At 57.3% G+C, this 22,841-nt stretch carries 20 protein-coding genes and 1 pseudogene; 13 read left to right on the top strand and 8 right to left on the bottom strand.

Features of this window, described 5'->3' with window-relative positions:
• The first annotated feature begins 131 nt into the window (after window positions 1-131).
• The 5 genes and pseudogenes from IB241_RS20100 to IB241_RS20080 form a co-directional block, all read left to right on the top strand.
• Window positions 132-5,951 (top strand): Hpt domain-containing protein, encoded by a 5,820-nt coding sequence (locus IB241_RS20100; protein WP_192299952.1) that lies wholly within the window; start codon window positions 132-134, stop codon window positions 5,949-5,951.
• The gene (locus IB241_RS20095; RefSeq protein ID WP_192299951.1) at window positions 5,944-6,399 is read left to right on the top strand and encodes a chemotaxis protein CheW; all 456 of its coding nucleotides are present in this window, start codon (window positions 5,944-5,946) and stop codon (window positions 6,397-6,399) included. Before IB241_RS20100 ends, IB241_RS20095 begins: the two co-directional genes overlap by 8 nt.
• 138 nt (window positions 6,400-6,537) lie before the next feature.
• Complete coding sequence (locus tag IB241_RS20090) at window positions 6,538-6,921, top strand: polymorphic toxin type 44 domain-containing protein (protein WP_192299950.1); 384 nt, start codon at window positions 6,538-6,540, stop codon at window positions 6,919-6,921.
• Complete coding sequence (locus IB241_RS20085) at window positions 6,899-7,318, top strand: hypothetical protein (RefSeq protein ID WP_192299949.1); 420 nt, start codon at window positions 6,899-6,901, stop codon at window positions 7,316-7,318. Before IB241_RS20090 ends, IB241_RS20085 begins: the two co-directional genes overlap by 23 nt.
• A 74-nt stretch (window positions 7,319-7,392) precedes the next feature.
• A pseudogene (locus tag IB241_RS20080) lies at window positions 7,393-7,485 on the top strand (chemotaxis protein CheW); the annotation flags it as partial.
• Between the two features lie 144 nt (window positions 7,486-7,629).
• Here the strand turns inward: IB241_RS20080 and IB241_RS20075 are convergent.
• A complete protein-coding gene (locus IB241_RS20075) occupies window positions 7,630-7,917 on the bottom strand; it encodes a HigA family addiction module antitoxin (RefSeq protein ID WP_192299948.1) in 288 nt (95 codons plus the stop codon).
• A 14-nt stretch (window positions 7,918-7,931) separates the two neighbouring features.
• On the bottom strand, window positions 7,932-8,210 hold the full coding sequence (locus tag IB241_RS20070; RefSeq protein ID WP_192299959.1) for a type II toxin-antitoxin system RelE/ParE family toxin: 279 nt from the start codon (window positions 8,208-8,210) through the stop codon (window positions 7,932-7,934).
• A gap of 508 nt (window positions 8,211-8,718) precedes the next feature.
• Between IB241_RS20070 and IB241_RS20065 the strand changes: the two genes are divergently transcribed.
• The 4 genes from IB241_RS20065 to trhA all read left to right on the top strand — a co-directional run bounded on the left by IB241_RS20065 (window position 8,719) and on the right by trhA (window position 10,754).
• Window positions 8,719-8,964, top strand: coding sequence for a DUF6124 family protein (locus IB241_RS20065; protein ID WP_192299947.1), 246 nt, complete (start codon window positions 8,719-8,721; stop codon window positions 8,962-8,964).
• Between the two features lie 60 nt (window positions 8,965-9,024).
• Window positions 9,025-9,654, top strand: a complete 630-nt coding sequence (locus IB241_RS20060) for a nucleotidyltransferase domain-containing protein (protein ID WP_192299958.1) — start codon at window positions 9,025-9,027, stop codon at window positions 9,652-9,654.
• The gene (locus IB241_RS20055) at window positions 9,617-10,009 is read left to right on the top strand and encodes a hypothetical protein (protein ID WP_192299946.1); all 393 of its coding nucleotides are present in this window, start codon (window positions 9,617-9,619) and stop codon (window positions 10,007-10,009) included. The genes IB241_RS20060 and IB241_RS20055 overlap by 38 nt, the downstream gene beginning before the upstream one ends.
• Before the next feature lie 127 nt (window positions 10,010-10,136).
• Window positions 10,137-10,754, top strand: coding sequence for a PAQR family membrane homeostasis protein TrhA (gene trhA / locus IB241_RS20050; protein ID WP_192299945.1), 618 nt, complete (start codon window positions 10,137-10,139; stop codon window positions 10,752-10,754).
• Between the two features lie 106 nt (window positions 10,755-10,860).
• Here the strand turns inward: trhA and IB241_RS20045 are convergent, their stop codons facing one another.
• From IB241_RS20045 to IB241_RS20030, 4 genes are all read right to left on the bottom strand, one after another.
• Entirely contained in the window at window positions 10,861-12,117 is a 1,257-nt protein-coding gene (locus IB241_RS20045) for a hypothetical protein (RefSeq protein WP_192299944.1), read from the bottom strand.
• A 526-nt stretch (window positions 12,118-12,643) separates the two neighbouring features.
• Complete coding sequence (locus tag IB241_RS20040) at window positions 12,644-13,492, bottom strand: DUF692 family multinuclear iron-containing protein (protein ID WP_192299943.1); 849 nt, start codon at window positions 13,490-13,492, stop codon at window positions 12,644-12,646.
• 22 nt (window positions 13,493-13,514) lie between these two features.
• Window positions 13,515-15,251 (bottom strand): B12-binding domain-containing radical SAM protein, encoded by a 1,737-nt coding sequence (locus tag IB241_RS20035; protein ID WP_192299942.1) that lies wholly within the window; start codon window positions 15,249-15,251, stop codon window positions 13,515-13,517.
• Window positions 15,252-16,159: 908 nt separating this feature from the next.
• Window positions 16,160-17,062, bottom strand: a complete 903-nt coding sequence (locus IB241_RS20030) for a LysR family transcriptional regulator (protein WP_192299941.1) — start codon at window positions 17,060-17,062, stop codon at window positions 16,160-16,162.
• Window positions 17,063-17,161: 99 nt separating this feature from the next.
• On the opposite strand from IB241_RS20030, the gene IB241_RS20025 reads away from it, so the two are divergent.
• From IB241_RS20025 to IB241_RS20015, 3 genes are read left to right on the top strand one after another with little or no spacing between them, the layout of a single operon-like run.
• Window positions 17,162-18,394 carry a D-amino acid dehydrogenase gene (locus IB241_RS20025; RefSeq protein ID WP_192299957.1) on the top strand — a complete coding sequence of 411 codons (1,233 nt, stop codon included), beginning with the start codon at window positions 17,162-17,164 and terminating at the stop codon, window positions 18,392-18,394.
• 10 nt (window positions 18,395-18,404) lie between these two features.
• Complete coding sequence (locus tag IB241_RS20020) at window positions 18,405-18,755, top strand: RidA family protein (RefSeq protein ID WP_192299940.1); 351 nt, start codon at window positions 18,405-18,407, stop codon at window positions 18,753-18,755.
• Between the two features lie 24 nt (window positions 18,756-18,779).
• Window positions 18,780-19,682, top strand: a complete 903-nt coding sequence (locus IB241_RS20015) for a transporter substrate-binding domain-containing protein (protein ID WP_192299939.1) — start codon at window positions 18,780-18,782, stop codon at window positions 19,680-19,682.
• Window positions 19,683-19,822: 140 nt separating this feature from the next.
• On the opposite strand, the gene IB241_RS20010 is transcribed toward IB241_RS20015, so the two are convergent.
• Both IB241_RS20010 and IB241_RS20005 read right to left on the bottom strand, forming a co-directional pair.
• Complete coding sequence (locus IB241_RS20010; protein ID WP_034101241.1) at window positions 19,823-20,542, bottom strand: 16S rRNA (uracil(1498)-N(3))-methyltransferase; 720 nt, start codon at window positions 20,540-20,542, stop codon at window positions 19,823-19,825.
• Between the two features lie 68 nt (window positions 20,543-20,610).
• Entirely contained in the window at window positions 20,611-22,017 is a 1,407-nt protein-coding gene (locus IB241_RS20005) for an adenosylmethionine--8-amino-7-oxononanoate transaminase (RefSeq protein WP_192299938.1), read from the bottom strand.
• Window positions 22,018-22,265: 248 nt separating this feature from the next.
• On the opposite strand from IB241_RS20005, the gene IB241_RS20000 reads away from it, so the two are divergent.
• Window positions 22,266-22,817, top strand: coding sequence for a cytochrome b (locus IB241_RS20000; RefSeq protein WP_192299937.1), 552 nt, complete (start codon window positions 22,266-22,268; stop codon window positions 22,815-22,817).
• Window positions 22,818-22,841 lie beyond the last annotated feature (24 nt).

Here is a 22,841-nt window from a genome sequence, read left to right as displayed (position 1 = left end):
GCGGTGGGTCAGCCAATACAGATGCCGGCTGACCCACCGCATTCGCGAGCAAGCCCGCTCCCACAGTTGATCTCCTCTGGTCTGGAGAGCGATGCACTACCAGCAACCCACGAATTCTAAGCGGAGCAGTTATGGTTGATCGGCACGACTACGTGGCCCTCGAATGGGTCAAGGGCGACATTGCCGAAACCCTGAAACAGGCCCGTTCGGCGCTGGATGCGTTTGTCGAAACCAACGACAGCGCCGTCATCGACCAGTGCCTGGCCGGTATCCACCAGGTGCATGGCGCGCTGCAAATGGTCGAGTTCTACGGCGCGGCGCTGCTGGCCGAAGAGATCGAACACCTGGCCCTGGCCTTCCAGGCCGGCCAGGTCAGCCAGCGCGACGAAAGCGTGCGCCTGCTGCAACAAGCCCTCGGCCAACTGCCGCTGTACCTTGACCGCGTGCACAGCGCCCGCCGCGACCTGCCGCTGGTGGTGTTGCCGTTGCTCAACGACCTGCGCAGTGCGCGGGGTGAAAGCCTGCTGTCGGAAACCAGCCTGTTCAGCCCGCAACTGCTGTCGATTGCGCCGCTGCCCGACGACGTGCTGGCCCAACGTGCGCCACCCGACCTGCAGGAACAACTGCGCCAGTGGCACCAACTGCTGCAACAAGCCCTTGCCGGGCTGCTGCGTGAAGACCATGGGCCCAGCAACCTGGAAGACATGGCACGGGTTTTCGCCCGCCTCGAAACGCTGTGCCAGGGCGCGCCGTTGTTGCCGCTGTGGCAAGTCACCTCGGCGCTGGTCGAAGGCATGCTCACCGGCGTGATCGCCAACAGCCCGGCGCTGCGCAGCCTGCTCAAGGCCAGTGACAAGCAACTCAAGCGCCTGTTGGCCCAGGGCATCGGCGGGATCAACCAGCCGGCGCCGGATGACCTGCTCAAGAGCCTGCTGTTCTACGTGGCCAAGGTCACCCGGCCGACACCGCGCATGCAAAGCCTGAAGGAACGTTACGGTCTCGACGAAGCCTTGCCCGACAGTGCCGTGGTGGACGCCGAACGCGCACGGCTGGCCGGGCCGGATCGCAACGCCATGGGCTCGGTGCTCGGTGCCTTGTGCGAAGAACTGGTGCGGGTCAAGGAGCGCCTCGACCTGTTCGTGCGCAGCGACCGCCAGCACACCAGCGACCTCGATGCGCTACTCGCACCACTGCGGCAGATCGCCGATACCCTGGCAGTGCTGGGCTTTGGCCAGCCGCGCAAAGTGATCATCGACCAACTCGCCGTGGTGCTGAGCCTGGCCCAGGGCCAGCGCGAACCCAACGACGCCGTGTTGATGGACGTCGCCGGTGCCTTGCTCTACGTCGAAGCCACGCTGGCGGGAATGGTCGGCACGGTCGAGCCGGAAAGCCGCGAAGACAGCCGCCTGCCCACCACCGACCTGACCCAGATCCATCAGTTGGTGATCCGCGAGTCCTGCCAGTGCCTGCGCCAGGCCAAGGAACTGGTGATCGATTGCGTCGAAGCCGACTGGGACAGCCAGCGCCTGGAGTCTTTGCCGGAACTGCTCAGCCAGGTGCGCGGCGCGCTGGCGATGATCCCGCTGCCACGGGCGGCGAGCCTGATGCGCGGTTGCACCCATTACGTCGACGAACAGTTGATGGTCAACGAGGTGCCGCCGTCCGAAACCGAACTGGGGCATTTTGCCGATGTGATCAGCAGCCTGGAGTATTACCTCGAACGCATGCTCCAGGACCCCGACGCCGATGGCGAACGGGTCCTGGAAACTGCCACCCAGGGCCTGGCGGCGCTGGGTTACCTGCCGGCGGAGAAACCCTGGCGCCAGGCGCTGGCGGCGCCGGACGGCGCGTTGACGGTGGACGCCACGCCGAGCCAATCGCAGTTCGATGCCCTGGCCAACCCCACGTCGCGGCTTAACCCGCCGGCGCTGCAACGCCCCGGCAGCCTGCTGCCGCCACCGGCCGACGAAGAACCGATCGACGATGAACTGCGCGAAGTGTTCCTCGAAGAAACCGATGAAGTCCTCGACGTGCTGCACCGCCACCTGTCCAACGGCGCCGACAAGGCGGCTTTGGGCGAAATGCGCCGCGCCTTCCACACGCTCAAGGGCAGCGGGCGCATGGTGCGTGCGCTGGTATTGGCGGAGCTGGCCTGGGCCGTGGAAAACCTGCTCAACCGTGTGCTGGAACGCAGCGTGGCGCTGGGGCCCGACGTGCAACAGGTGCTGGACGACGCCGTCGCCCTGCTGCCGGAATTGATCGCCGACTTCGCCACTGACGACCAGCACCAACGCGATGAAGTCGACGCCCTGGCCGCCCGCGCCCACGCCCTGGCCAGCGGCGCGCCGGCACCTGCCGCCGAACCCCACGACCCGATGCTGCTGGAGATCTTCCGCAACGAGGTCCAAAGCCACCTGGAAAGCCTCAACCACTTCCTGCACCAGGCCGCCGAGCATGTGCCGCTGCAAGTCAGCGATGAACTGCAACGCGCCCTGCATACCCTCAAGGGCAGCGCCTATATGGCCGGCGTGTTGCCCATCGCCGAACTGGCGCGCCCGCTGGATCACCTGACCCGCGAGTACAAGGCCCATCGCCTGCCGCTGGACCTGGATGAAGTGGAGTTGCTGCTGGAAGCCGAGGGCCTGTTCCAGCGCGGCTTGCGCCACCTGGACCGCGACCCGCTGGCACCGATCAAAGGCGCGCCGGACCTGATCAAGCGCATCCAGGCCCTGCTCGATCATCAGTTGGCCGCGCTGCTCGATGCGCCGAACACCGGCCTGCGCATCAAGCGCGACCCACAATTGATCGCCAACTTCCTGGCCCAGGGCATGGACATCCTGCTCGATGCCGAAACCCTGCTGCGCCGCTGGCAACAGCACCCCGGCGAACGCCAGGAACTCACTGCGCTGCTTGACGAGCTGACCACGCTGGGGGAAGGCGCGCACATCGCCGACCTGCACGCCATTGACGAACTCTGCGAAGCGCTGCTTGATCTATACGGCGCCGTGGAAGAGAGCAGCCTGGCGGTCAGCGAGCGCTTCTTCCACGAAGCCGAACTGGCCCATGACGCGCTGATCAACATGCTCGACCAACTGGCCGCCGGCCAGGAAATCAGCCCGGTGCCGACCCGCCTGCAAGCCCTGCGCGAACTGCTGGACGAAGCCCTCGACCCGTCCGCCACTGGCCTGGTCAAGAGCGACGGCAGCCACGCGCTGAGCATCGCCGAACTGGGCGCCGCCACGGCGAAACTGGAACACGAGACGGCAGTGGACGACGAGATCGTCGAGATCTTCCTCGAAGAAGCCGTGGACATCCTCGACAGCGCCGGGCAGTCCCTCAAGCGCTGGCTGCTGGAGCCCGAGAGCAGCGCACCGTTGTCGTCACTGCAACGTGACCTGCACACCCTCAAGGGCGGTGCGCGCATGGCCGAAATCGGCCCGGTGGCCGAGCTGGCCCATGAGTTGGAAGGTCTCTACGAAGGCTTGGTAGACCGCCGCTACAGTTACTCCGCCGAGTTGGCCCAGGTGCTGATGGCCAGCCATGAACGGCTGGCCTTGCAACTCGAAGAACTGCAACACCAGCAGCCCCTGAGCGACAGCGCCGAACTGGTGGCCAAGGTGCGTGCCTTGCGCCAGAGCGCGCCGCCGCCCGCTGCGCCCCAGGCGCTGGAAAACCCCGGCGCCGACCCTGAGCTGCTGGATATTTTCCTCGAAGAAGCCGCCGATATTCTCGACAGTTCCGGCAGTGCCTTGCTGCGCTGGCAGGCCGAGCCGGGCAACCGCCAGGAAGTCGAAACCCTGCTGCGCGACCTGCATACCCTCAAGGGCGGCGCGCGCATGGTCGAGATCGGCCCGATTGGCGATTTGGCCCACGAGCTGGAGTTTCTTTACGAAGGCCTGTCGGCCGGTTTGCTCGCGCCGTCGGCGGAACTGTTCGCGCTGCTGCAAGGTTGTCACGACCGTTTGGCGCAGATGATCGATGCGGTCGCGGACGGCTTGCCGGTGGGCTCGGTGGACAAACTCATCGAACGCATCAAAAGCCTGGTGCACCCGAGCAACGAGCCGGTGCTGCCGGTGGCGTTGCCGGCAGGCAAGGCCGAGACGGTGGTTGATCCCGCTGCCGACATGGTGAAGATTTCCGCCGACTTGCTGGATGACCTGGTCAACCTGGCCGGTGAAACCTCGATCTTCCGTGGGCGTATCGAGCAGCAGGTCAACGATGCGCGCATTGCCCTGAGCGAGGTGGAAACCACCATCGAGCGCATGCGCGACCAACTGCGGCGCCTCGACACCGAAACCCAGGGCCGTATCCTCAGCCGCCAGCAGGCCGAGGCCGAGCGCCTGGGTTATGAAGAGTTCGATCCGCTGGAAATGGACCGCCATTCGCAGTTGCAGCAACTGTCCCGCGCCTTGTCTGAATCGGCCTCCGACCTGCTCGACCTCAAGGACACCCTCGAGCGGCGCAACAGCGATGCCCACGACCTGTTGCAGCAACAGGCGCGCATCAACACCGAGTTGCAAGAAGGCCTGATGCGCACGCGCATGGTGCCGTTCGAGCGCATGTTGCCGCGGCTCAAGCGCATCGTGCGCCAGGTGGCGGGCGAGCTGGGCAAGGACGTCGAATTCATCGTCGGCAACGCCGAAGGCGAGATGGATCGCAACGTGCTGGAACGCATGGCGGCGCCGCTGGAACACATGCTGCGCAACGCCGTCGACCACGGCCTGGAGTCCCGTGATGCGCGCCTGCTGGCGGGCAAGCCGGAGAAGGGCCGCATTACCCTGGACCTGACCCACGAAGGCGGTGACATCGTTTTCGACATGCGCGACGACGGCGCCGGTGTGCCGCTCGAAGCGGTGCGGCGCAAGGCGATCAAGCGTGGCCTGCTCGACCCCAACCAGGAGATCAGCGACCGCGACGTGTTGCAGTTCATCCTGCAACCGGGTTTTTCCACGGCGGAAAAGATCACCCAGATTTCCGGGCGCGGCGTGGGCATGGACGTGGTGCATGAAGAAGTGCGCCAGCTCGGTGGCTCGATGTTTATTGAGTCGACGCCGGGTGTCGGTGTGCACTTTCGCATTCGCCTGCCGTTTACCGTGTCGGTCAACCGGGCGCTGATGGTGCAGTGTGCGGACGATCAATACGCGATCCCGCTCAACACCATCGAGGGCCTGGTGCGTGTGCTGCCCCACGAGCTGGCCGGGCACTATCAGCAAGATCCGCCGCGTTATGAATACGCCGGCCAGCGCTACGAACTGTTTTACCTGGGCGACCTGCTGCACACCGTCAGCCGTCCCAAGCTGCTTGGCCAATACCAGCCGGTGCCGGTGCTGTTGGTGCAATGCAATGAACGGCGGGTGGCGGTGCATGTGGATGCCATGGCCGGCACGCGGGAGATTGTGGTCAAGGGCCTGGGCCCGCAGTTTGCCGGGGTGCAGGGGGTGTCCGGGGCGACCATCCTCGGCGATGGCCGCGTGGTGCTGATCATCGATTTGCTCGCACACATCCGCGCGCGTCAACCGGCGCTGCCGGCCCAGGTGGCCGATGCGCCGCTGGTCCTCAACGACCCGCTGAAAAAGCGCCCGCTGCTGGTGCTGGTGGTGGACGATTCGGTCACCGTACGCAAAGTCACCAGCCGCCTGCTGGAGCGCAATGGCATGAACGTCCTGACCGCCAAAGACGGCATCGACGCCATCGCCGTGCTTGAAGAACACACCCCGGACCTGATGCTGCTCGACATCGAAATGCCGCGCATGGACGGCTTCGAAGTGGCGATCCAGGTGCGCAACGACCCGCGCCTGATGCGCCTGCCGATCATCATGATCACCTCGCGCACCGGCCAGAAACACCGCGACCGCGCCATGGCCATTGGCGTCAACGACTACCTCGGCAAGCCGTACCAAGAGTCGGTGCTGCTGGAAAGCATCGCCTACTGGAGCAAGTCCCATGCTTGACAACCGCACCAGCCAACTCACCGGCCTGTTGTTGCCCCTGGCCGACCGCCACCTGGTGCTACCCAACGTCGCCATCGCCGAGCTGATCGACTTCCAGCGCGGCGAACCGGCCAGCGATGCGCCACCGTGGTATCTGCGCCAAGTGACCTGGCGTGATCAACAACTGCCGCTGATCAGCTTTGAAGCCGCGTGCGGCGAAGCGGTCGTGACCGCCGAGCGCTCGCGGATCGTGGTGCTGAACGCCCTGGGTGGGCGGCCGACGTTGAAGTTCATTGCGCTGGTGATCCAGGGGATTCCGCGCTCGTACAAGCTCGATAGCCAGTTGAGTTATGTGGACGTGCCGCTGTGCCCGCTGGAGCTGGCGGCGGTGCAGGTGGGCGAGCATGTGGCGAAGGTGCCGGATTTGCTGGGGCTGGAAGCCTTGCTGGTGGAATCAGGCTTGGCCTGAGCCCCTCCCACGTTTGGTCTTCTGTGTAGGTCCAGTTATCAAACACTGTCTGAAATATCTGTAAGTTGGTTTGCCGAGTTTTTGCCGATTTTTGAGTGCTAGTTTTCAGCACTCATCCCCATCCGCAAGGACTCGCAAATGGCTGTCCCTCCTACGCCTCCGGGCGTTTCGCTGCAAGACAATATCGCCTTGGCCAATAACCGACGGTTGCATCTGAAACCGGGTTCGGCGTTTACCTATTCGTGGTTTTACTCACAGGTCCGAGGGCGTGGCCCCTGGGATTACAAACAGAAAAGTCGGGAATACGAGGCATTCGGCAACTTCAACTATGGCGTCACCGGAACGGTGCTGGGCATTCCTGAAGGTGTCTTGCTAAGGGCCGCAGGCGCCGCGCAAAAGGCAGCTGGCACCTCCCGAGCGGAATTTGGCGATTGGTGGGGCGATGCGCCATACGGCGATGACCATAGTGATCAGTATTGGATCAAGGAGGGTATCGAATATGCCAGGTCCCAAGGCTACTAATCGGCTGGTACAGGGCCTGCTCAATGGGCTGCTAGTGGTGTGTCTCGGCTACCTGGGGGTTGGCTGGTTGATGAGCCCTGGCACGCCGGAATTGGATCAAGTGGTGTTCAAGTATGCGTTGGATAACGGTAGGTCGATCTATGGGGTTCGGGACGGGCAGGGTGGGGCGACCGTGGGTTTTTCCTACAGGTACTATGTGCATAAGGACTTGGGCAGTGATCAGGAGATATTGGCAGCGCTGGTTTCTGCCCATCCCTTTATGAAAACCAAAGAGCCTGACGTCCAAGTGAACCGGGTGGACGGAGTTATCCACCTGATTGTTCATGGAGAAGTCCACGAGTACCGAAGCTATCCGCTTGAAGGTTTGGGAGCGGTGAAAATAGACATGCAGTTGTAACTGCGGCCAGACCTGCCCGAGCAACAGCCTCAAACAATGCATGAATCTGCCTGCCGAACTCTATTGTGGCGAGGGAGCTGGCGGCGGTGCAGGTGGGGGAGCATTTGGCGAAGGTGCCGGATTTGCTGGGGTTGGAAGCGTTGTTGGTGGCGTCCGGATTGGCCTGATTTCAAACCCTGTGAAGATCGAATGTGGGAGCTGGCTTGCCTGCGATAGCGGTGTGTCAGATGTTGATGCTGTGACTGACACACTGCAATCGCAGGCAAGCCAGCTCCCACAGTGGATCTTCTGTGCCTTGAGCGCTGTGCCCGTTACTCAATCCGCGCAAACCGCTCAATCACCGGCTGTTCCCGATGCTCGGCCTGCCACAAATCATAGGCACTCTGCATCGACAGCCACAGCTGCCCAGTGCTCACGCCTGCCCGTTCCAGCCGCACCGCCAAATCCGGGCTTACCGGCGCACGCCCGTGCAAAATCCTTGAAAACGTCTCACGAGCAAACCCCAGACGCCGGGCCATTTCGGTGATGGTGATGCCTAGGGCAGGGATCACGTCTTCAAGCAGGATTTCGCCTGGGTGAGGGGGGTTGTGGATGCCCATATAGATACCTCTCCTCAGTGGTAATCAAGATAATCAACCAGTTCGACTTGGTCGTCGAACATCCGAAAAATGATGCGCCAGTTACCACTAATGCTGACGGACCAATAATCGATCAAGTCGCCTTTCAACCGATGGAAGCGCCATCCCGGCAAGTTCAGCGCAACGGGGTGCTCGGCTTTGTCCAGAATGAACAGAACTCGGCGCAAGCGCTTGGCATGATTTGCGTTGATGCCGCTGGTTGAGCCGGTCTGATAAAAGTCTTTGAGGCCTTTATGCCTCCAACTGACGATCATGGCGCGATTGTGATGTGGTACATCACGCTCTGCAATTGCCGCGTATCGGTTTGATCGGTCGGTTTCATGATGGATTTCCATGGCACGATTCGGACCGAAAAGGCTAGAGAGACGGATTCCTAGCAACAACCTGAAAGTCCTGTCGGAGCATTCCCTGCAGTTTGTCAGGGCGGTCAGTGTGAGGAGGGCTCTAGGATTTTTCCTGCAAGATTTTGGGCCAGGCGTGAACTTGTCGCGTGCAGCCAGCGCGCCTAGTCTTCGTCCCGTCATCGCAAAAAACGGTGACACGGACGTGCAAGTCCGACGAAACTGTTTAGGCGTACAAACGCCCAGCCATCCAACGGGCGTTTTTTGTGCTCGCTGCTTTATGGCGGCTGCGCGCAGGAGGTCTTCGGACCTGCTGGGTGTCCTAAACAGGCCCGGTCTTGCACACCTGCGCACGGTCGCCACCCTCATTCGCGTGCAAGCGAACGGTGGCGCTCCTTACTCACTGTTTAGGAGCTTCATCATGATCAAACCCACCCCCAATCCCCCCAGGCACCTCTTCACCGTCAACCCTCACCAAGACACCGAAGCGCTGCTGGTCAACGCCAGCGAAACCCTGTCGTCCCTCAACGCCATGACCTGCAACCTGGCCTTCGACCTGGACACCTCCCAGCGCGCAATCATGCTCGGGATCCAGCAAATGGCAGAGCTTGGGCAGTTGTTGGTGGATCGAGCTCTTGAACAGATCGCTCCCTCATCTGGGGCTTAAAACTTGATCGTTCCCAAAAAGGGACCTATCGTTCCCTTTTTGGGACTGATTGGCCTCGCCATGCAAACCTTGTCGCTTAGCGCTGCACTTTTCACCGTCACCCAGCAAAAAGTATTGGGGCTGCTTTTCGGTAAGCCCGACCAAAGCTTCTTCACCAATGAAATCGCACGGTGGGCCCAGGTGGGCAAGGGCAGCCTCACCCGCGAGCTGGAGCGCTTGCAGTTGGCGGGCATCCTGAGCATGACGCGACAAGGAAACCAGACCCACTACCAAGCCAACCCCCAGTGCCCGATCTATTCGGAGCTGCTGGCCATCGTGCGTAAAACGCTGAGTCTGGACGAGCCACTGCGCACTGCACTGGCGCCGTTCACTGAGCAACTGACGTGGGCTTTCATCTATGGCTCTATCGCCAAGGGCGAGGCGCACTCATCCAGTGACATAGATCTGATGCTGATAGGTGAAGGCCTCAACTACAGTGACGTCATGGAGCAACTCATGCCGCTGGAAGAGCAACTGGGCCGCACCATCAACCCAACGCTTTACACCCCTGAAGACTGGATCGGCAAATGGAAGGCCGGGAACAGTTTTGTGCAGCGGGTCGTGCAGCAGGACAAGATCAGTCTGATGGGGGGCAACCCCCTGGAGTCCACGGATGGACAGCAAGGCAAACCTGGAGAATCTGCAACGTAGTGGCAGCTTGAAAGCTGAACCGCCGGACCGCAAGGAGTGCGATGGGCTGATGCGCTCGGCCCGGGACCGTTTGAAAGACGCGGGCACGCCACAGCTATCGTTTGCCGGTCGTTTCGACCTGGCTTACAACGCTGCCCACGCCATCGCCCTGACGGCCTTGCGTCTGCAAGGTTATCGTTCTGACAAACGTTATCTGGTCTTTCAGTGTCTGATCCACACCCTCGGTGCGAGCAAGGTTCAGGTGCGGTTATTGGCGCTGTGCCATGAGCGCCGGAACCTCGCGGAGTATGAAGGCTATATGGACGAAGATGAAGCGCTGCTGGGCCAACTCATGGAAGGCGCCACGGCGATGTGAAGTCTTGCGGATGACTTGCTCGCAGGTCATGAATGGACGTGAGCCGCTCACAACCCCCTTGCACTCTCCCCCACAACGCTGGACCCTAGCCCCTCAATCGCTAACGTGAATCGGAGGTCAGTGGCGCATGTATCACGGTGAACGATTCAACGCCTGGAGCCACTTGCTCGGGGCTGTGGCAGCTTTTGCCGGCGCGGTGTGGATGTTGGTGGTGGCGAGCCTGGATGGCAGCCCCTGGAAGATCGTCAGCGTGGCGATCTATGGCGTCACGCTGCTGGTGTTGTACAGCGCGTCGACCGTGTACCACAGCGTGCGCGGGCGACGTAAGGAGATCATGCAGAAGGTCGATCACTTTTCGATCTACCTGTTGATCGCCGGCAGCTACACGCCGTTTTGCCTGGTGTCGTTAAGGGGCCCGTGGGGCTGGACGCTGTTCGGCATCGTGTGGGGGTTGGCGGTGATCGGCATCCTGCAAGAGATCAAGCCCCGTTCCGAAGCGCGGATCTTGTCGATCGTGATCTATGCGGTGATGGGCTGGATCGTGCTGGTGGCAGTCAAGCCGCTGATCGCTGCGCTGGGTACGGCGGGTTTTACCTGGCTGGCGGCGGGCGGGGTGTTGTACACCGTCGGCATCATCTTCTTTGCCCTGGAGGACCGCCTGCGGCATTCCCATGGGATCTGGCATTTGTTTGTGATTGGCGGGAGTTTGCTGCACTTTGTGGCGATCATGCGCTACGTACTCTGACAGACGACTCGATCAAAAAGTGGGAGGGTGCTTGTCGCACCGTCCCACCCCGATGGAGTTGGGCCAGTGACAAATAGGTTGGCTGACGCTGGTTTACATTGAAAATTTACTTTTCTTTCAGCTGTTTGTAAGTAGTAGAAAAGCAGTAAGCTCCCATGAGCATTATTAAACCATAGCTTAGCCCATTCATTATTTTCTCTGGAGAAAAGAAAAGGCTGCTTACCATAACTGTAAATATAACCGCAATTGTCGTTACGAGTTCGGTGATTAGAAAGAAAGAGAATATTTCCTGCCTACATGCACGATCTAGAACTTCATTTGATGTGACTCTGGTCATTATGATTCCAATCCCAGCCCCAAAAAAACAGAAGGCGGAAAGAATCAGGAAGTATGAAGTGTTCGTGTTGTCAATGGCCGTTGGCAGGGATATGGCAACGGTTATGAAAAAGCAAAAAAATGAAAATGTTGAGCCGGATTTTTTCAGTGTGGTCTGGGATAGTCCGACGACTCCGAGAACCGTAGACGCCAAAAAAACTACAAAGGCTGTTAGTGAGCTTCCTAGCCAAGATAAACCTTCAGGTATGTCTGTCGAGGGTTTGTGTCGATATAATAAGCCAATTGCGTACATGAGGATCAACATCTCAAAAGTATTGCCTGCTACGTATCCCAAAAACTGGCTAGGGTATTTAGAGATGACTTTAAAGTGCTGAATATAATAAAGGCGGGTTCGGTGCTTTGAGCTGTTCTTTTTAGTAAGGACTGGCTTGAGATCATGGTAGGAGACGTAAGTCTGAATGACTCGGCACAATAATATTGGCAACATCGTCACTAGCATGGCGTACAGGTAGTATCCGCTACTCATCATGAGTGATGCTATCAGTAATAAAGTTAATGGAGTCCCTATGCGTATGTGCAGGTATTTTTTAAAAGCCCCCACGTAATCTGCACTATGTCCAGTAAGGTGCAGGTGGAGGTCGTTGTAGGCCGGCCTGAAAGATGATCGCAGGCAGCCAGTGCCTATTGAGTCGAAGGTGAATGAAATAAGTATCAAACACCAACTAATATGCCAGTAGTCGAGTAGTGCTAAATAAAATCCGGTGGTTAAAAAAATAGCGCATGCAAGCTTGAATATGAAACCGTAAATTGTTGTGTATGCCGTGCCAAAACGGTTTGCAAACGAATGCCCAACGTAAAACTCAATAACCAGAGAAATTAGCAGCTGTGTAATGAGCGAGAACTCTAAGGAAAAACTCCCAAGCTTAGGGTTGGTTGCTATCAGCGCCAGTTCTAGTATCGTTACACCCATCGCGATGCCACCATATAGTGCGTCTGAGCGGGAGACAATATTGGTGGCGCTATTCATAGCCTGACCCTGAAAGTTTTGCCGGGTTCAAGTACTAGATTTTTATAAAAGATCGACGGGGCATGAGCTCTACCATAAAACATTAGTGTCGTGTAAATGGAGTCCAAGTCGAAAGGAACTAAAGTGCGAGAACGTCCTGCGGGCGGGGTAGAGACATATTTGTATTGTGTGTCTCTCCTATTTCGAAAATCTTCGTAAAGCAGTAGTTCGTAATCGATAGGGGGGGATTGAGTTTTTATCTTCTGTAGAAAAATTTCACACGCCGCGGCGTTTAAATTTTTGTAAATTTTCGAGGTTTTATCAAAGCGATCGAATACGGCGATTAAAACTTCCTCTCCGTGAATTGATTCTAGATACCTGATCGTATAGGGCCATCTTCTACTGATGTGCCTAGAGATGTCTAAATACCTTCTGATGCTTTCAAACGAGAAGTGTTTTTCTTCCGAGGATGTTGGAGTTGATAGCAAGTTATTAGAATCATATATTTTTGAGAAAAATATAGTTGTTGAGATGTGGCAGGATTTCTTCATTTTTTATTCGCTTCTATGAACGCCTTTTTTATGAGAAGTATGTTGCTGTTTTCAACGTCTAGCGATGCTCCCTCCATTTCCAACAAAATGTTGTGCGTTTTTAGACTTTTTATTACCGCGCTTTTAAATGTTTCGGTTAGTTCGTTGTTGAAGTGGTCTGAATGTTGGTCAAGCCAGACGGGAATGCCATTCCATAGCCAAGACTTCACTCCTGAGATGTGTAGCGTCTTAATTAGATTCCAGATTTCGTGGGCAGCGCAGGGCAAATCGAACGCTAGACCTTTAGTTTTACAGTAGCCAAGATAGTGCCCAATATCAAACGCCATCATGCATTCAGAGCGCCTGCACAGTTCTAGGTAAAACTCCCAAAATTCTATGTTTCCAAATTCGCTATAGATTGGTGGGTTTTCCAAGACTACAGGTATTTCAAAGTAGTCATTTATGAATCTGGCATTGTCAGCAGTGGTTTTTAATGTTTCTTTATTCATAGGCGGATTGGTTTGGTGAGCGCCCAAAAATAAATTACCATTCCTCCAAATTCCGATGTCTTCCTCGATATAAATTATAGGAAGTGTGGCTAGCGCCTCCTTCAGGTTTTTTAAGTCTGCCAAGTCAGTAACCCCTGAGAAATTGATGTCTACGGGGTGTGCGGACATCGTAAAGTCTGCGGATAGGCATATATCAGTTAATGAGCTTTCTATTTTATCCCAAGGGCGTATACCCAAACTAAAGTGGCGAATCGGTGTTTGGTTATATATATGGTTGTTGTCAGTGCGATGCTGAACGAATTGTTTTAGTTTCTCTACGTCGCCGCTGATGCCTATGCGAATTGAGCGGTTGTCCATAAATCACCCGTTTGAATGTTGGTTATAAGGATCTAACTATAAGTTCACCTCTCCTACCTCCTGAACCAGTTGTCGGTGTTTCTAGGATTTTGAGTTTGGGCGCGTTGACCGGTTTGTCATCGGCGATAGCTTTGTTGATTGTTGCCACATAGTTGGTAAAGAATGGCTCGCGGTTAATTTCAGTTGTTTTATCTGTGTTGTGGCAAAGCCACCATAAAACTTTGAATGGCATATGCTTTAAGTGAATATTCAGCAAGGAGAGGTAGGCTGTCTCTATAAGCGACGTATGTGTCCCGATTTTTTCAATGTTTGATGCGATTGCTTGTTCGAGTTGATTTAGTAGTGGGATTGCAAAGTTGTCTATATAGGCGGTATATATGTTATATACTTCGTGATTGTCAATAAATGCTCTGCTGTTTGGTAGCTGTGTCAGGTCAAGCTTTGTGCCTGTCTTTCTCTCCAGATTTTTTCTTACGGGGGTTCCTGGATACAACATCATAATATTGAAATAGTGATCTAAGGATTCGTGTTCTGTCAGCCCGGATTTTACCAAAAAAACTAAGTTTTCAACGATTTCTCTTTTTTGTTGGTCGTGATAAAACATTATAAAGTCAAGTCCGACATCGATCTTGTTGTTTTGTAGGGCTCTTACGGCATCAATATTGTTTTGCACGGTGACCCTTTTGTTCATGTAGTCTAGTTGCGACTGTGAGCCAGACTCGATGCCCATCTCGACAAGCCTTAGTCCCTGACTTACTAGTTTTGGTAGTTCGGATTGTAACTTTAGAAGGTAGCCTACCGTGGAGGAACTGCTCCATGTAACCCGGCCGTTAAATAAGTTGTACAGTTTCTCTGAAAATTCCAGCACCCTATCTTTACGAACGAAAAAATTCGCATCCATCATGTATATGTGTTCGAACGAGTAGTGCGTATAGGCTTCCGCTATCCAGCTAACAAGTGTCGTGGCGTCGATGGCGCGCCATTTTGGCCCCTCCTTGTCTGCTGCGACAATAGCGCAAAAAGAGCATGCTAATGGGCAACCTCGACTGCTTGTCAATGCTATGGCTTTTCTCTGTTTAGCGTCTTTCCTATCCGTGAAATAAAGTTTTTGTAAGCGTTCCGAAGAGTATTCAAGGAGCGGGTTCTCCCAGTCCGCTGTGGGGAGTTGTATCTTTTCTATATAGGACTCTTTCAGCTTTCCAGATGTCGTAAGCCACACTGCGTTTGGTATTCTATTGAAGTGATTTTTATAAATGTGTTTTTTTGATTTTGTTTTGCGTGGGAACTGAGTGTGAGTATTATTAAATACGTCTATGAGTTTAGCAGTTGAATGCTCGCCCTCGCCACGTATCGCTAACTCAAAGGTCCTGTTACTCGCACGCAGAAAATCTTCCGCTGCTAGGCTTATATGTGGGCCGCCACAGAAAATGAATGTTCCGGGCAAGGCATTTTTTATTGTTTTCCCCCATGTTATCGCTGCCTGCACATGACTGCTATATATTGAGATCCCTATAAAGTGTGGTGCCCAGTTGATTAAATCAGCTAGCTCGTCAATATCTGATGTGTATAGGTCGGAATAGTCAAAGATTTTACACGTTGTATGCTCGGAATTTTTTCTTACATAAGCTGAAATGTTCTGTAGGCCAAGCGGCATCACTTTTTGTGGGCCTTCGCCGTAGGGTAGAGCGACTAATGCGAGTCGACAGAGTTCGACAGGCTCACTCGTGCAAGGCGCGGAAAAGTTGGGAGCTTTTTTCATAAGAACTCCTCGCTTCACTGGCTTTAGCCAGGCAAAAAAAATCTGGATAGCGCTCCGCTATGAGCGCAGATTTCTCGTCAGAATCTAGTGCATCAATAAATTTCTTTTTCGATATTTTTAGAAGGTGCGTCCCGTTATGGAAGAAGCAATATCCTAGTTCTGTTAGGCAGACTACTCCGATCTTCGTTTTTATTCTCATGCGGTGTTGATCCATCCGCTCTCAGTAATTGGACACCGCTTTACAGTGTCCAATTAGTAGCTAGTAGTACTTCATTAGAATTCGGGTGCCGTTTTTCCAGCAACCATGTCGTAACTTCCATCGGGTACCGGAGTTAAGGTCTCGACATCAGAGGCCAGTTCATCCAGATAGTCATCGTCATTTTCGTCTGCCATGATATTGCTCCTTTTTGTTTTTGATTTCAGCGTATTTTCAGCGTATTTGCAGTCGGATTAAGTGTCTTGCATGCCAGCAAGAATCGTGGCTGCTCTTATATAAAAGTCCCAGCGATTCTTTAAGTCAAATAAAAAATGAAATTTCAGAAATTTCCTAAGATTACTGTTTGCTTGTAAGAAAGGTCCCGCTTTGAAGGATGGCTCCTACGAGTATGTAGGATGAAGAGGTCATGGAGGCAATCGAATCGTTTGTTGTGTGCTTGTTTATTTTTTTGCAATTATGGATTAACGGCTGACTCGTTACAGCAAAGCTCTATTTTCGAAATTTCAAGACTTTTTAAGCCGTTATATCGTGCGGATGTAATCCGATTCCTATCTCTTGGTCTTAAAAACAGTCCTCTGAGCTGTTTCTGCAATCGATACTCAGATTCCAATTCATGCATTAAGTAAGTGCTTTAACTGAGATAAACATATGGAGTAGGGCTTGCCCCTCCCACATTGGATCTTCTGTGTTCCTACAGACGTTGCAGCAGTTCCCAGGCACGCTGCCCAACAATCCCCAACAACTTGGCCAACATATGCGGCGGCGGCTCATCTGCGCGGGTCAGGGCGTACAAGGTGATCGGCAACGGTGGTGTGAGCGGGCGGATGCAGGTGGTGGCGGTCGAGGCGCCGAGGGCGGTGAAGGGGTCGATGACCGTCAGGCCAGCGCCGGATTCGACCATGGCGCGGGCCAGGGAATAGGTTTGCACCGAGATTGTCACCCGGGGCGCGGGGTCGACGTTTTCCAGGTAGCTGTCGAGTTTGGCGGCCAGCGGATCGGCGCTGGAAAGGCCGATCAACGGCGCACCCGCCAGGTCCGCCAAGGGCAATGGCGTGCTCAGTTCGGCTTCGCTCCAGTAGCCTTTGGACGCCAACGCCACCAGCACACCGTTGGCCAGCACTTGGGTGGTCAACCCCGGGTGCCCGGAGAAGTTGAGGGTCAGCGCCAGATCAATCTCGCGCATCAGCAGTTTCTGCACCAGCTCACGGCTGTGGTCGCTGGACAGCTCGCAGGCCATGTCCGGGTAATCGCGGGTCCATTCCAGGATTGCCGGCGGCAGCAGCGACAGGGCCAGCGCCGGGATCGCCCCGATGCGCACGCTCTGGCCCGGCGCGCGGCGCAAGCTCTTGGCCAGGCGCCGCACGGCTTGCAGGCTGTCGGTGACTTTATCGACTTCGCGCTCCAGCGCCAGCGCTTCCGGCGTGGGCTGCAACTTGCCGCGCACCCGCAGAAACAACGGGAAACCCAACTGCAACTCGGCGTGCTGCAGCACCTTGGTCACTGCCGGTTGTGACACGTGCAACAACTGCGCGGCAGCGCTGACGGAGCCGGTCTGGCGGATAGCCTGGAAGATTTCGATATGACGCAGGCGCATGGCAAGTCCATAACCTTTGTTTATAGGTGAACCATCTTTATTCATTGTCGCTGGCCTGTCACCTGCCCCTAGGCTGGAACCCTCTTAATGCAACGGCAGGTGGCGGGGATGGTGTGCATCATCGGCGGTGGGGTGATCGGTCTGGCCAGTGCCTATGCGCTGGTGCGTGCGGGCCATGAAGTGACGGTGATCGATGCGCGCGACACCCTGGGCAGCGAGACCAGCTTCGCCAACGGCGGGCAATTGTCCTACCGCTACGTCGCCCCGCTGGCGGATGCCGGTGTGCCACTGCAAGCCATCGGTTGGTTGCTGCGTGGTGACTCGCCGCTCAAGCTGCGCCCGCGCCTCGACCCTCGGCAGTGGCGCTGGATGGCGGCGTTCCTCGGCGCTTGCCGTGGCTCGGTGAACCAGCGCAATGCCGCGCACCTGCTGCGCCTGGCGGCCTTGAGCCAAGCGACGTTGCAGCAATGGCGCGAGGATGATCGCCTGGACGGTTTCGACTGGCGGCGCAACGGCAAGCTGGTGACCTTTCGCACTGCGGCAAGCTTTGAATCGGCACGCAATAAAATCACCGACATCCTGCAACAGCAAGTGCTATCCGCCGCCGATTGTGCACGCTTGGAACCGGCGCTGGAGGGCGGTGGTTTTGTCGGTGGGATCTACACACCGAACGAAGAAGTGGCCGATTGTCATGCCTTCTGCCAGCGTTTGGCGGCGCGGCTGCAAGCGTCGGGGCGTTGCCGCTTTGTGCTGGGGCGCAAGGTCACTGGCATTCGTCATGCCGACGGCGCGGTGCAGGCAATCGAGCTGGGCGATGAGGTGATGCCGGTCGAAAACCTGGTGCTGGCCGCCGGTTATCGCAGCGCTGAACTGGGGGCCTCGCTGGCGCTGTACCCGCTCAAGGGCTACAGCCTCAGCGTGCCGATTGGCGCGCAGCATCGGGCGCCGAACGTGAGCATCACCGACTACGACCGCAAGATCGTTTACGCGCGCATCGGCGAGCAACTGCGGGTGGCGGCGATGGTGGACATCGTCGGTTTCGATGCGAGCCTCGACCCCAAACGCCTGGCGCTGATGAAACGCCAGGCCCTGGAGACTTTTCCCCTGGCTGGCGACTATGCCCATGCGGTGGAATGGGCCGGCATGCGTCCGGCCACCCCGACCGGCGTGCCGCTGATTGGCGCCGGTCAATATCGCAACCTGTGGCTGAACCTGGGCCACGGCGCGCTGGGTTTTACCCTGGCCTGTGGCAGCGGCCAACTGCTTGCCGAGCTCATCGACCAACAGGTCACTTCCATTGATATGCAGGGCCTGGCGCCCCGCGCGGCATAAGGATGCCCCCATGACCATCAACCGAATCAGCAGCAATGAACGCCTGAGCGGCGCCGTGACGTTCAAGGACTTGGTGTTCCTCTCCGGCCAGGTGCCAGGCGACGGTGAGGACGTGGCGACGCAAACCCGCGAAGTCCTCGCCAAGATCGATGGGCTGTTGGCCCAGGCAGGCAGCGACAAGGATCATCTGCTCAATGCAACGATTTATCTGAAGGACATCAGCAGCGGTTTTGCACCGATGAACGCGCAGTGGTCTGCGTGGCTTTCGCCAGGCATGGCGCCGACCCGCACCACCCTGCAAGCGGAACTGGCTCGACCCAGTGTGCTGGTGGAAATCAGCGTGATTGCTGTACGTAAATAACTCAAAGACCAACGGAGAATAACAATGAAAAAGATCCTGTTGACCGGCTGCACCCTCGGGCTGTTATTGGCCGCACAGGCCCAAGCGAGCACGGCCCCGCTGGACGGCACACTGGCCAAGATCGCCAGCGCCAAGTCAATCACCCTGGGTTATCGCGATGCGTCGGTGCCGTTTTCCTACGTGGGGGATCACAGTGGCAAACCCATGGGCTATTCGGTGGAGCTGGCGAACAAGATCGTCGAGCGCATCCAGCAGAAAACCGGGGTGGCCAACCTGAATGTGAAGTACAACCTGGTGACATCGCAAACCCGTATCCCGCTGGTGCAGAACGGCACCGTCGACCTGGAATGCGGTTCCACCGGGGTGACCGCCGAGCGGCAGAAACAGGTGGCGTTTTCCTACGGGTTTATCTATGTGAAGGGCCAGTTGCTGACCGCCAAGGACAGCGGCATCAAAGGCTTCGGTGACCTTTCCGGCAAGAACGTGGTGACCACTGCGGGTACCACCAACGAGCGCTTTCTCAAGAGCTACAACGCCGAGCACAAGGCCAATATGTTTGTGATCAGCGCCAAGGACCATGGCGAAGCGTTCAAGATGCTGGAGACCGGCCGCGCGGCGGCGTTCTACATGGATGATGCGTTGCTTTACGGCGAACGTGCCAAGGCCCGGGACCCGCATAACTGGGTGGTGGTAGGCGAGGAGCAGTCGCGGGAGATCTACAGCTGCATGGTGCGCAAGGATGACCCTCAGTTTCTGGCGGTGGTCAACGAGACCCTCGGTGACCTGTACCGCAGCGGGGAAATCAACGGGATTTACCAGCGCTGGTTTGAACAGCCGATTCCGCCCAAGGGCTTGAACCTTGAGTTCCCGATGACCAGCGAGCTGAAGGCGATCATTGCCAAGCCGGTCAGCGATCCGGTGGAGTAGTTGCCTGGCAATCCAATCCAAATGTGGGAGCGGGCTTGCTCGCGAATGCGGTGTGTCAGCCACGGTTAAGCTGACTGACTCACCGCATTCGCGAGCAAGCCCGCTCCCACATTTTTGATTGGGTTTGCAAAGGCAGAGGGTTAGAAATCACCCCATAGCTGTTGAGCGACAGCCAATGCCACCACTGGCGCAGTTTCAGTACGCAACACCCGCGGCCCAAGGCGGGCGGCGTGGTAGCCGGCGGCTTGGGCTGTTTCGACTTCATTGTCGGTCAGCCCACCTTCCGGCCCGATCAAAAACGCCAGGCTCGACGGCTTGGCATGGCTGATCATCGGTTCAGCCACCGGGTGCAGCACCAGCTTCAGGTCCGCCGCGGTTTGCTTCAACCAATCGGCCAGCAGCAGCGGCGGGTGAATCACCGGCACCGTCGAACGCCCGCATTGCTCGCACGCGCTGATCGCCACCTGGCGCCAGTGCAGCAGGCGCTTGTCGGCGCGTTCGTCCTTGAGGCGCACTTCGCAGCGTTCGCTGAAAATCGGCGTGATCGCGTTGACCCCAAGCTCGGTGGCTTTCTGGATCGCCCAATCCATCCGCTCGCCCCGGGACAGGCCCTGGCCGAGGTGGATGTGCAGCGGGGATTCGGCCTGGCCCGCGAAGCTTTCGCTCAGTTGCACGGTGACGCGCTTCTTGCCGACTTCCAGCAAGCTGCCGAGGAATTCCTGGCCGGAGCCGTCGAACAATTGCACGGCGTCGCCTTCGACCATGCGCAACACGCGGCTGATGTAATGCGCCTGGGCCTCGGGCAGTTCTACGTCGCCGAGGCTCAGCGGGGTGTCGGTGAAAAAGCGGGACAATCTCATTTCTGTTCTCTGGAAAATTCTGTGCAGGAGCAAGATTACGGTGGCGAGGGTGCCTAAAAAGGTGGGAATCAACCCGGATCGCGAAAGCCTGGGTGGAAGTCCTGTGGCACCGCGACGCTGACGCTGCTGTTGGTGGCGATGTCGATGCCTTCACTGGCCACTTCGGCGAGGAAGTCGATCTGCTCCGGCGTGATCACATATGGCGGCAGGAAGTACACCACGCTGCCCAACGGCCGCAACAGTGCGCCGCGTTCCAGGGCGTGTTCGAACACCTTGAGGCCTCGGCGTTCCTGCCACGGGTAGGCGGTCTTGGTGGCCTTGTCCTGAACCATCTCAATGGCCAGTACCATGCCGGTCTGGCGCACTTCCGAGACGTGCGGGTGGTCGACCAGATGCGCGGTGGCGCTGGCCATGCGCTGGGCCAGGGCCTTGTTGTTTTCGATGACGTTGTCTGTTTCGAAAATATCCAGCGTCGCCAACGCCGCCGCGCACGCCAGCGGGTTGCCGGTGTAGCTGTGGGAATGCAGGAAGGCGCGCAGGGTCGAGTAGTCGTCGTAGAAGGCGTTGTACACGTCATCGGTGGTGAGCACGGCAGCCAGCGGCAGGTAACCGCCGGTGAGGGCCTTGGACAGGCACAGGAAGTCCGGGCGGATGCCGGCCTGTTCGCAAGCGAACATGCTGCCGGTGCGGCCGAAGCCCACGGCGATTTCATCGTGGATCAGGTGTACGCCATAGCGGTCGCAGGCTTCGCGCAGCAGCTTGAGGTACACCGGGTGGTACATGCGCATGCCGCCAGCGCCCTGGATCAGCGGCTCGACGATGACGGCGGCGACGGTGGCGTGGTTTTCCGCCAGGGTCTGTTCCATGACCAGGAACATGTTGCGCGAGTGCTCTTCCCAGCTCATGCCTTCGGGGCGCAGGTAGCAATCCGGGCTGGGCACCTTGAGGGTGTCGAGCAGCAGCGCCTTGTAGGTCTCGGTAAACAGCGGCACGTCGCCCACCGACATCGCGGCGATGGTTTCGCCGTGGTAGCTGTTGGTCAGGGTGACGAAGCGCTTCTTGTCGGGCTGGCCGCGGTTGAGCCAGTAGTGAAAGCTCATTTTCAGCGCGACTTCGATGCACGATGAACCGTTATCGGCGTAGAAACACCGGGTCAGGCCTGCGGGTGTCATCTTGACCAGGCGCTCGGACAACTCGATCACCGGCTGGTGGCTGAAACCGGCGAGGATCACGTGTTCCAGCTGGTCGACCTGGTCCTTGATGCGCTGGTTGATGCGCGGGTTGGCGTGGCCAAACACGTTGACCCACCAGGAACTGACGGCGTCGAGGTAGCGCTTGCCTTCGAAGTCTTCCAGCCACACGCCTTCGCCGCGCTTGATCGGGATCAGCGGTAGTTGCTGATGGTCTTTCATCTGGGTGCAGGGATGCCACAGCACGGCGAGGTCGCGTTGCATCCACTGGTTATTCAAGCCCATCTTGCATCTCCTCAAGCAACAATCGCGCAAGCCTATGCAATGGGCGGCCGTGTCACAACCCTATAAGAATTAATTCGCGGTAAACGCAGGACGGTCTGTCACGTTTCTTAGGAATAGTCTTAATTCCTTGTTAATTTATTATGCATAGTCTCTTGATCGTATTTCTCGATATTTCAAAGCGAAATTTTCGGCTTTAATTCGATAGGTAAATCGCTAGTCTTGAGCGCAGCTCTTACGGGATTAAGTACATGCAGTTACGCAATTCACCGGCCCGCTACGGCTGGGTCAGCATGGTTTTGCACTGGGGCGTGGCCCTGGTGGTGTTTGGCTTGTTTGCGCTGGGGTTGTGGATGGTCGGCCTCGACTACTACAGCGCCTGGCGCAAAGACGCACCGGACCTGCACAAGAGCATCGGCATCACGCTGTTCGCCATCATGCTGGTGCGTATCGTCTGGCGCCTGGTCAGCCCGCCGCCACCACCGTTGGCCAGCTACAGCCGCATGACCCGCATGGGTGCCGCGTTTGGCCACGCGTTCCTGTATCTCGGGCTGTTTGCCGTGATGATTGCCGGTTACCTGATTTCCACCGCAGACGGTGTCGGGATCCCGGTGTTTGGCCTGTTCGACATTCCCGCCGTGGTTTCCGGGCTACCGGACCAGGCAGATAACGCCGGCCTGGTGCACCTGTACCTGGCCTGGGTGTTGGTGGTCTTCGCCGGCTTGCATGGCGTGGCTGCGTTGAAACACCACTTCATTGACCGTGATGCGACCCTCATGCGAATGCTGGGGCGCAAAGCCTGATGTTCAACCTCGACTCACAAGGAA

Source organism: Pseudomonas sp. PDM05 (assembly GCF_014851685.1).
Taxonomy (GTDB): domain Bacteria; phylum Pseudomonadota; class Gammaproteobacteria; order Pseudomonadales; family Pseudomonadaceae; genus Aquipseudomonas.
The sequence above is the reverse complement of the archived record's forward strand: the minus strand, read 5'-3'. Positions and strand labels throughout refer to the sequence as shown.

Coding starts and splice junctions, on each gene's coding strand:
- IB241_RS20030 (WP_192299941.1), bottom strand. CDS start 17,062: ATGCGCCTGCGTCATATCGAAATCTTCCAGGCTATCCGCCAGACCGGC.
- IB241_RS20055 (WP_192299946.1), top strand. CDS start 9,617: ATGGACAGCAAGGCAAACCTGGAGAATCTGCAACGTAGTGGCAGCTTG.
- IB241_RS20005 (WP_192299938.1), bottom strand. CDS start 22,017: ATGGGCTTGAATAACCAGTGGATGCAACGCGACCTCGCCGTGCTGTGG.
- IB241_RS20010 (WP_034101241.1), bottom strand. CDS start 20,542: ATGAGATTGTCCCGCTTTTTCACCGACACCCCGCTGAGCCTCGGCGAC.
- IB241_RS20070 (WP_192299959.1), bottom strand. CDS start 8,210: ATGATCGTCAGTTGGAGGCATAAAGGCCTCAAAGACTTTTATCAGACC.
- IB241_RS20085 (WP_192299949.1), top strand. CDS start 6,899: ATGCCAGGTCCCAAGGCTACTAATCGGCTGGTACAGGGCCTGCTCAAT.
- IB241_RS20100 (WP_192299952.1), top strand. CDS start 132: ATGGTTGATCGGCACGACTACGTGGCCCTCGAATGGGTCAAGGGCGAC.
- IB241_RS20015 (WP_192299939.1), top strand. CDS start 18,780: ATGAAAAAGATCCTGTTGACCGGCTGCACCCTCGGGCTGTTATTGGCC.
- IB241_RS20045 (WP_192299944.1), bottom strand. CDS start 12,117: ATGAATAGCGCCACCAATATTGTCTCCCGCTCAGACGCACTATATGGT.
- IB241_RS20090 (WP_192299950.1), top strand. CDS start 6,538: ATGGCTGTCCCTCCTACGCCTCCGGGCGTTTCGCTGCAAGACAATATC.
- IB241_RS20075 (WP_192299948.1), bottom strand. CDS start 7,917: ATGGGCATCCACAACCCCCCTCACCCAGGCGAAATCCTGCTTGAAGAC.
- IB241_RS20040 (WP_192299943.1), bottom strand. CDS start 13,492: ATGGACAACCGCTCAATTCGCATAGGCATCAGCGGCGACGTAGAGAAA.
- IB241_RS20000 (WP_192299937.1), top strand. CDS start 22,266: ATGCAGTTACGCAATTCACCGGCCCGCTACGGCTGGGTCAGCATGGTT.
- IB241_RS20095 (WP_192299951.1), top strand. CDS start 5,944: ATGCTTGACAACCGCACCAGCCAACTCACCGGCCTGTTGTTGCCCCTG.
- IB241_RS20035 (WP_192299942.1), bottom strand. CDS start 15,251: ATGAAAAAAGCTCCCAACTTTTCCGCGCCTTGCACGAGTGAGCCTGTC.
- IB241_RS20060 (WP_192299958.1), top strand. CDS start 9,025: ATGCAAACCTTGTCGCTTAGCGCTGCACTTTTCACCGTCACCCAGCAA.
- IB241_RS20020 (WP_192299940.1), top strand. CDS start 18,405: ATGACCATCAACCGAATCAGCAGCAATGAACGCCTGAGCGGCGCCGTG.
- trhA (WP_192299945.1), top strand. CDS start 10,137: ATGTATCACGGTGAACGATTCAACGCCTGGAGCCACTTGCTCGGGGCT.
- IB241_RS20065 (WP_192299947.1), top strand. CDS start 8,719: ATGATCAAACCCACCCCCAATCCCCCCAGGCACCTCTTCACCGTCAAC.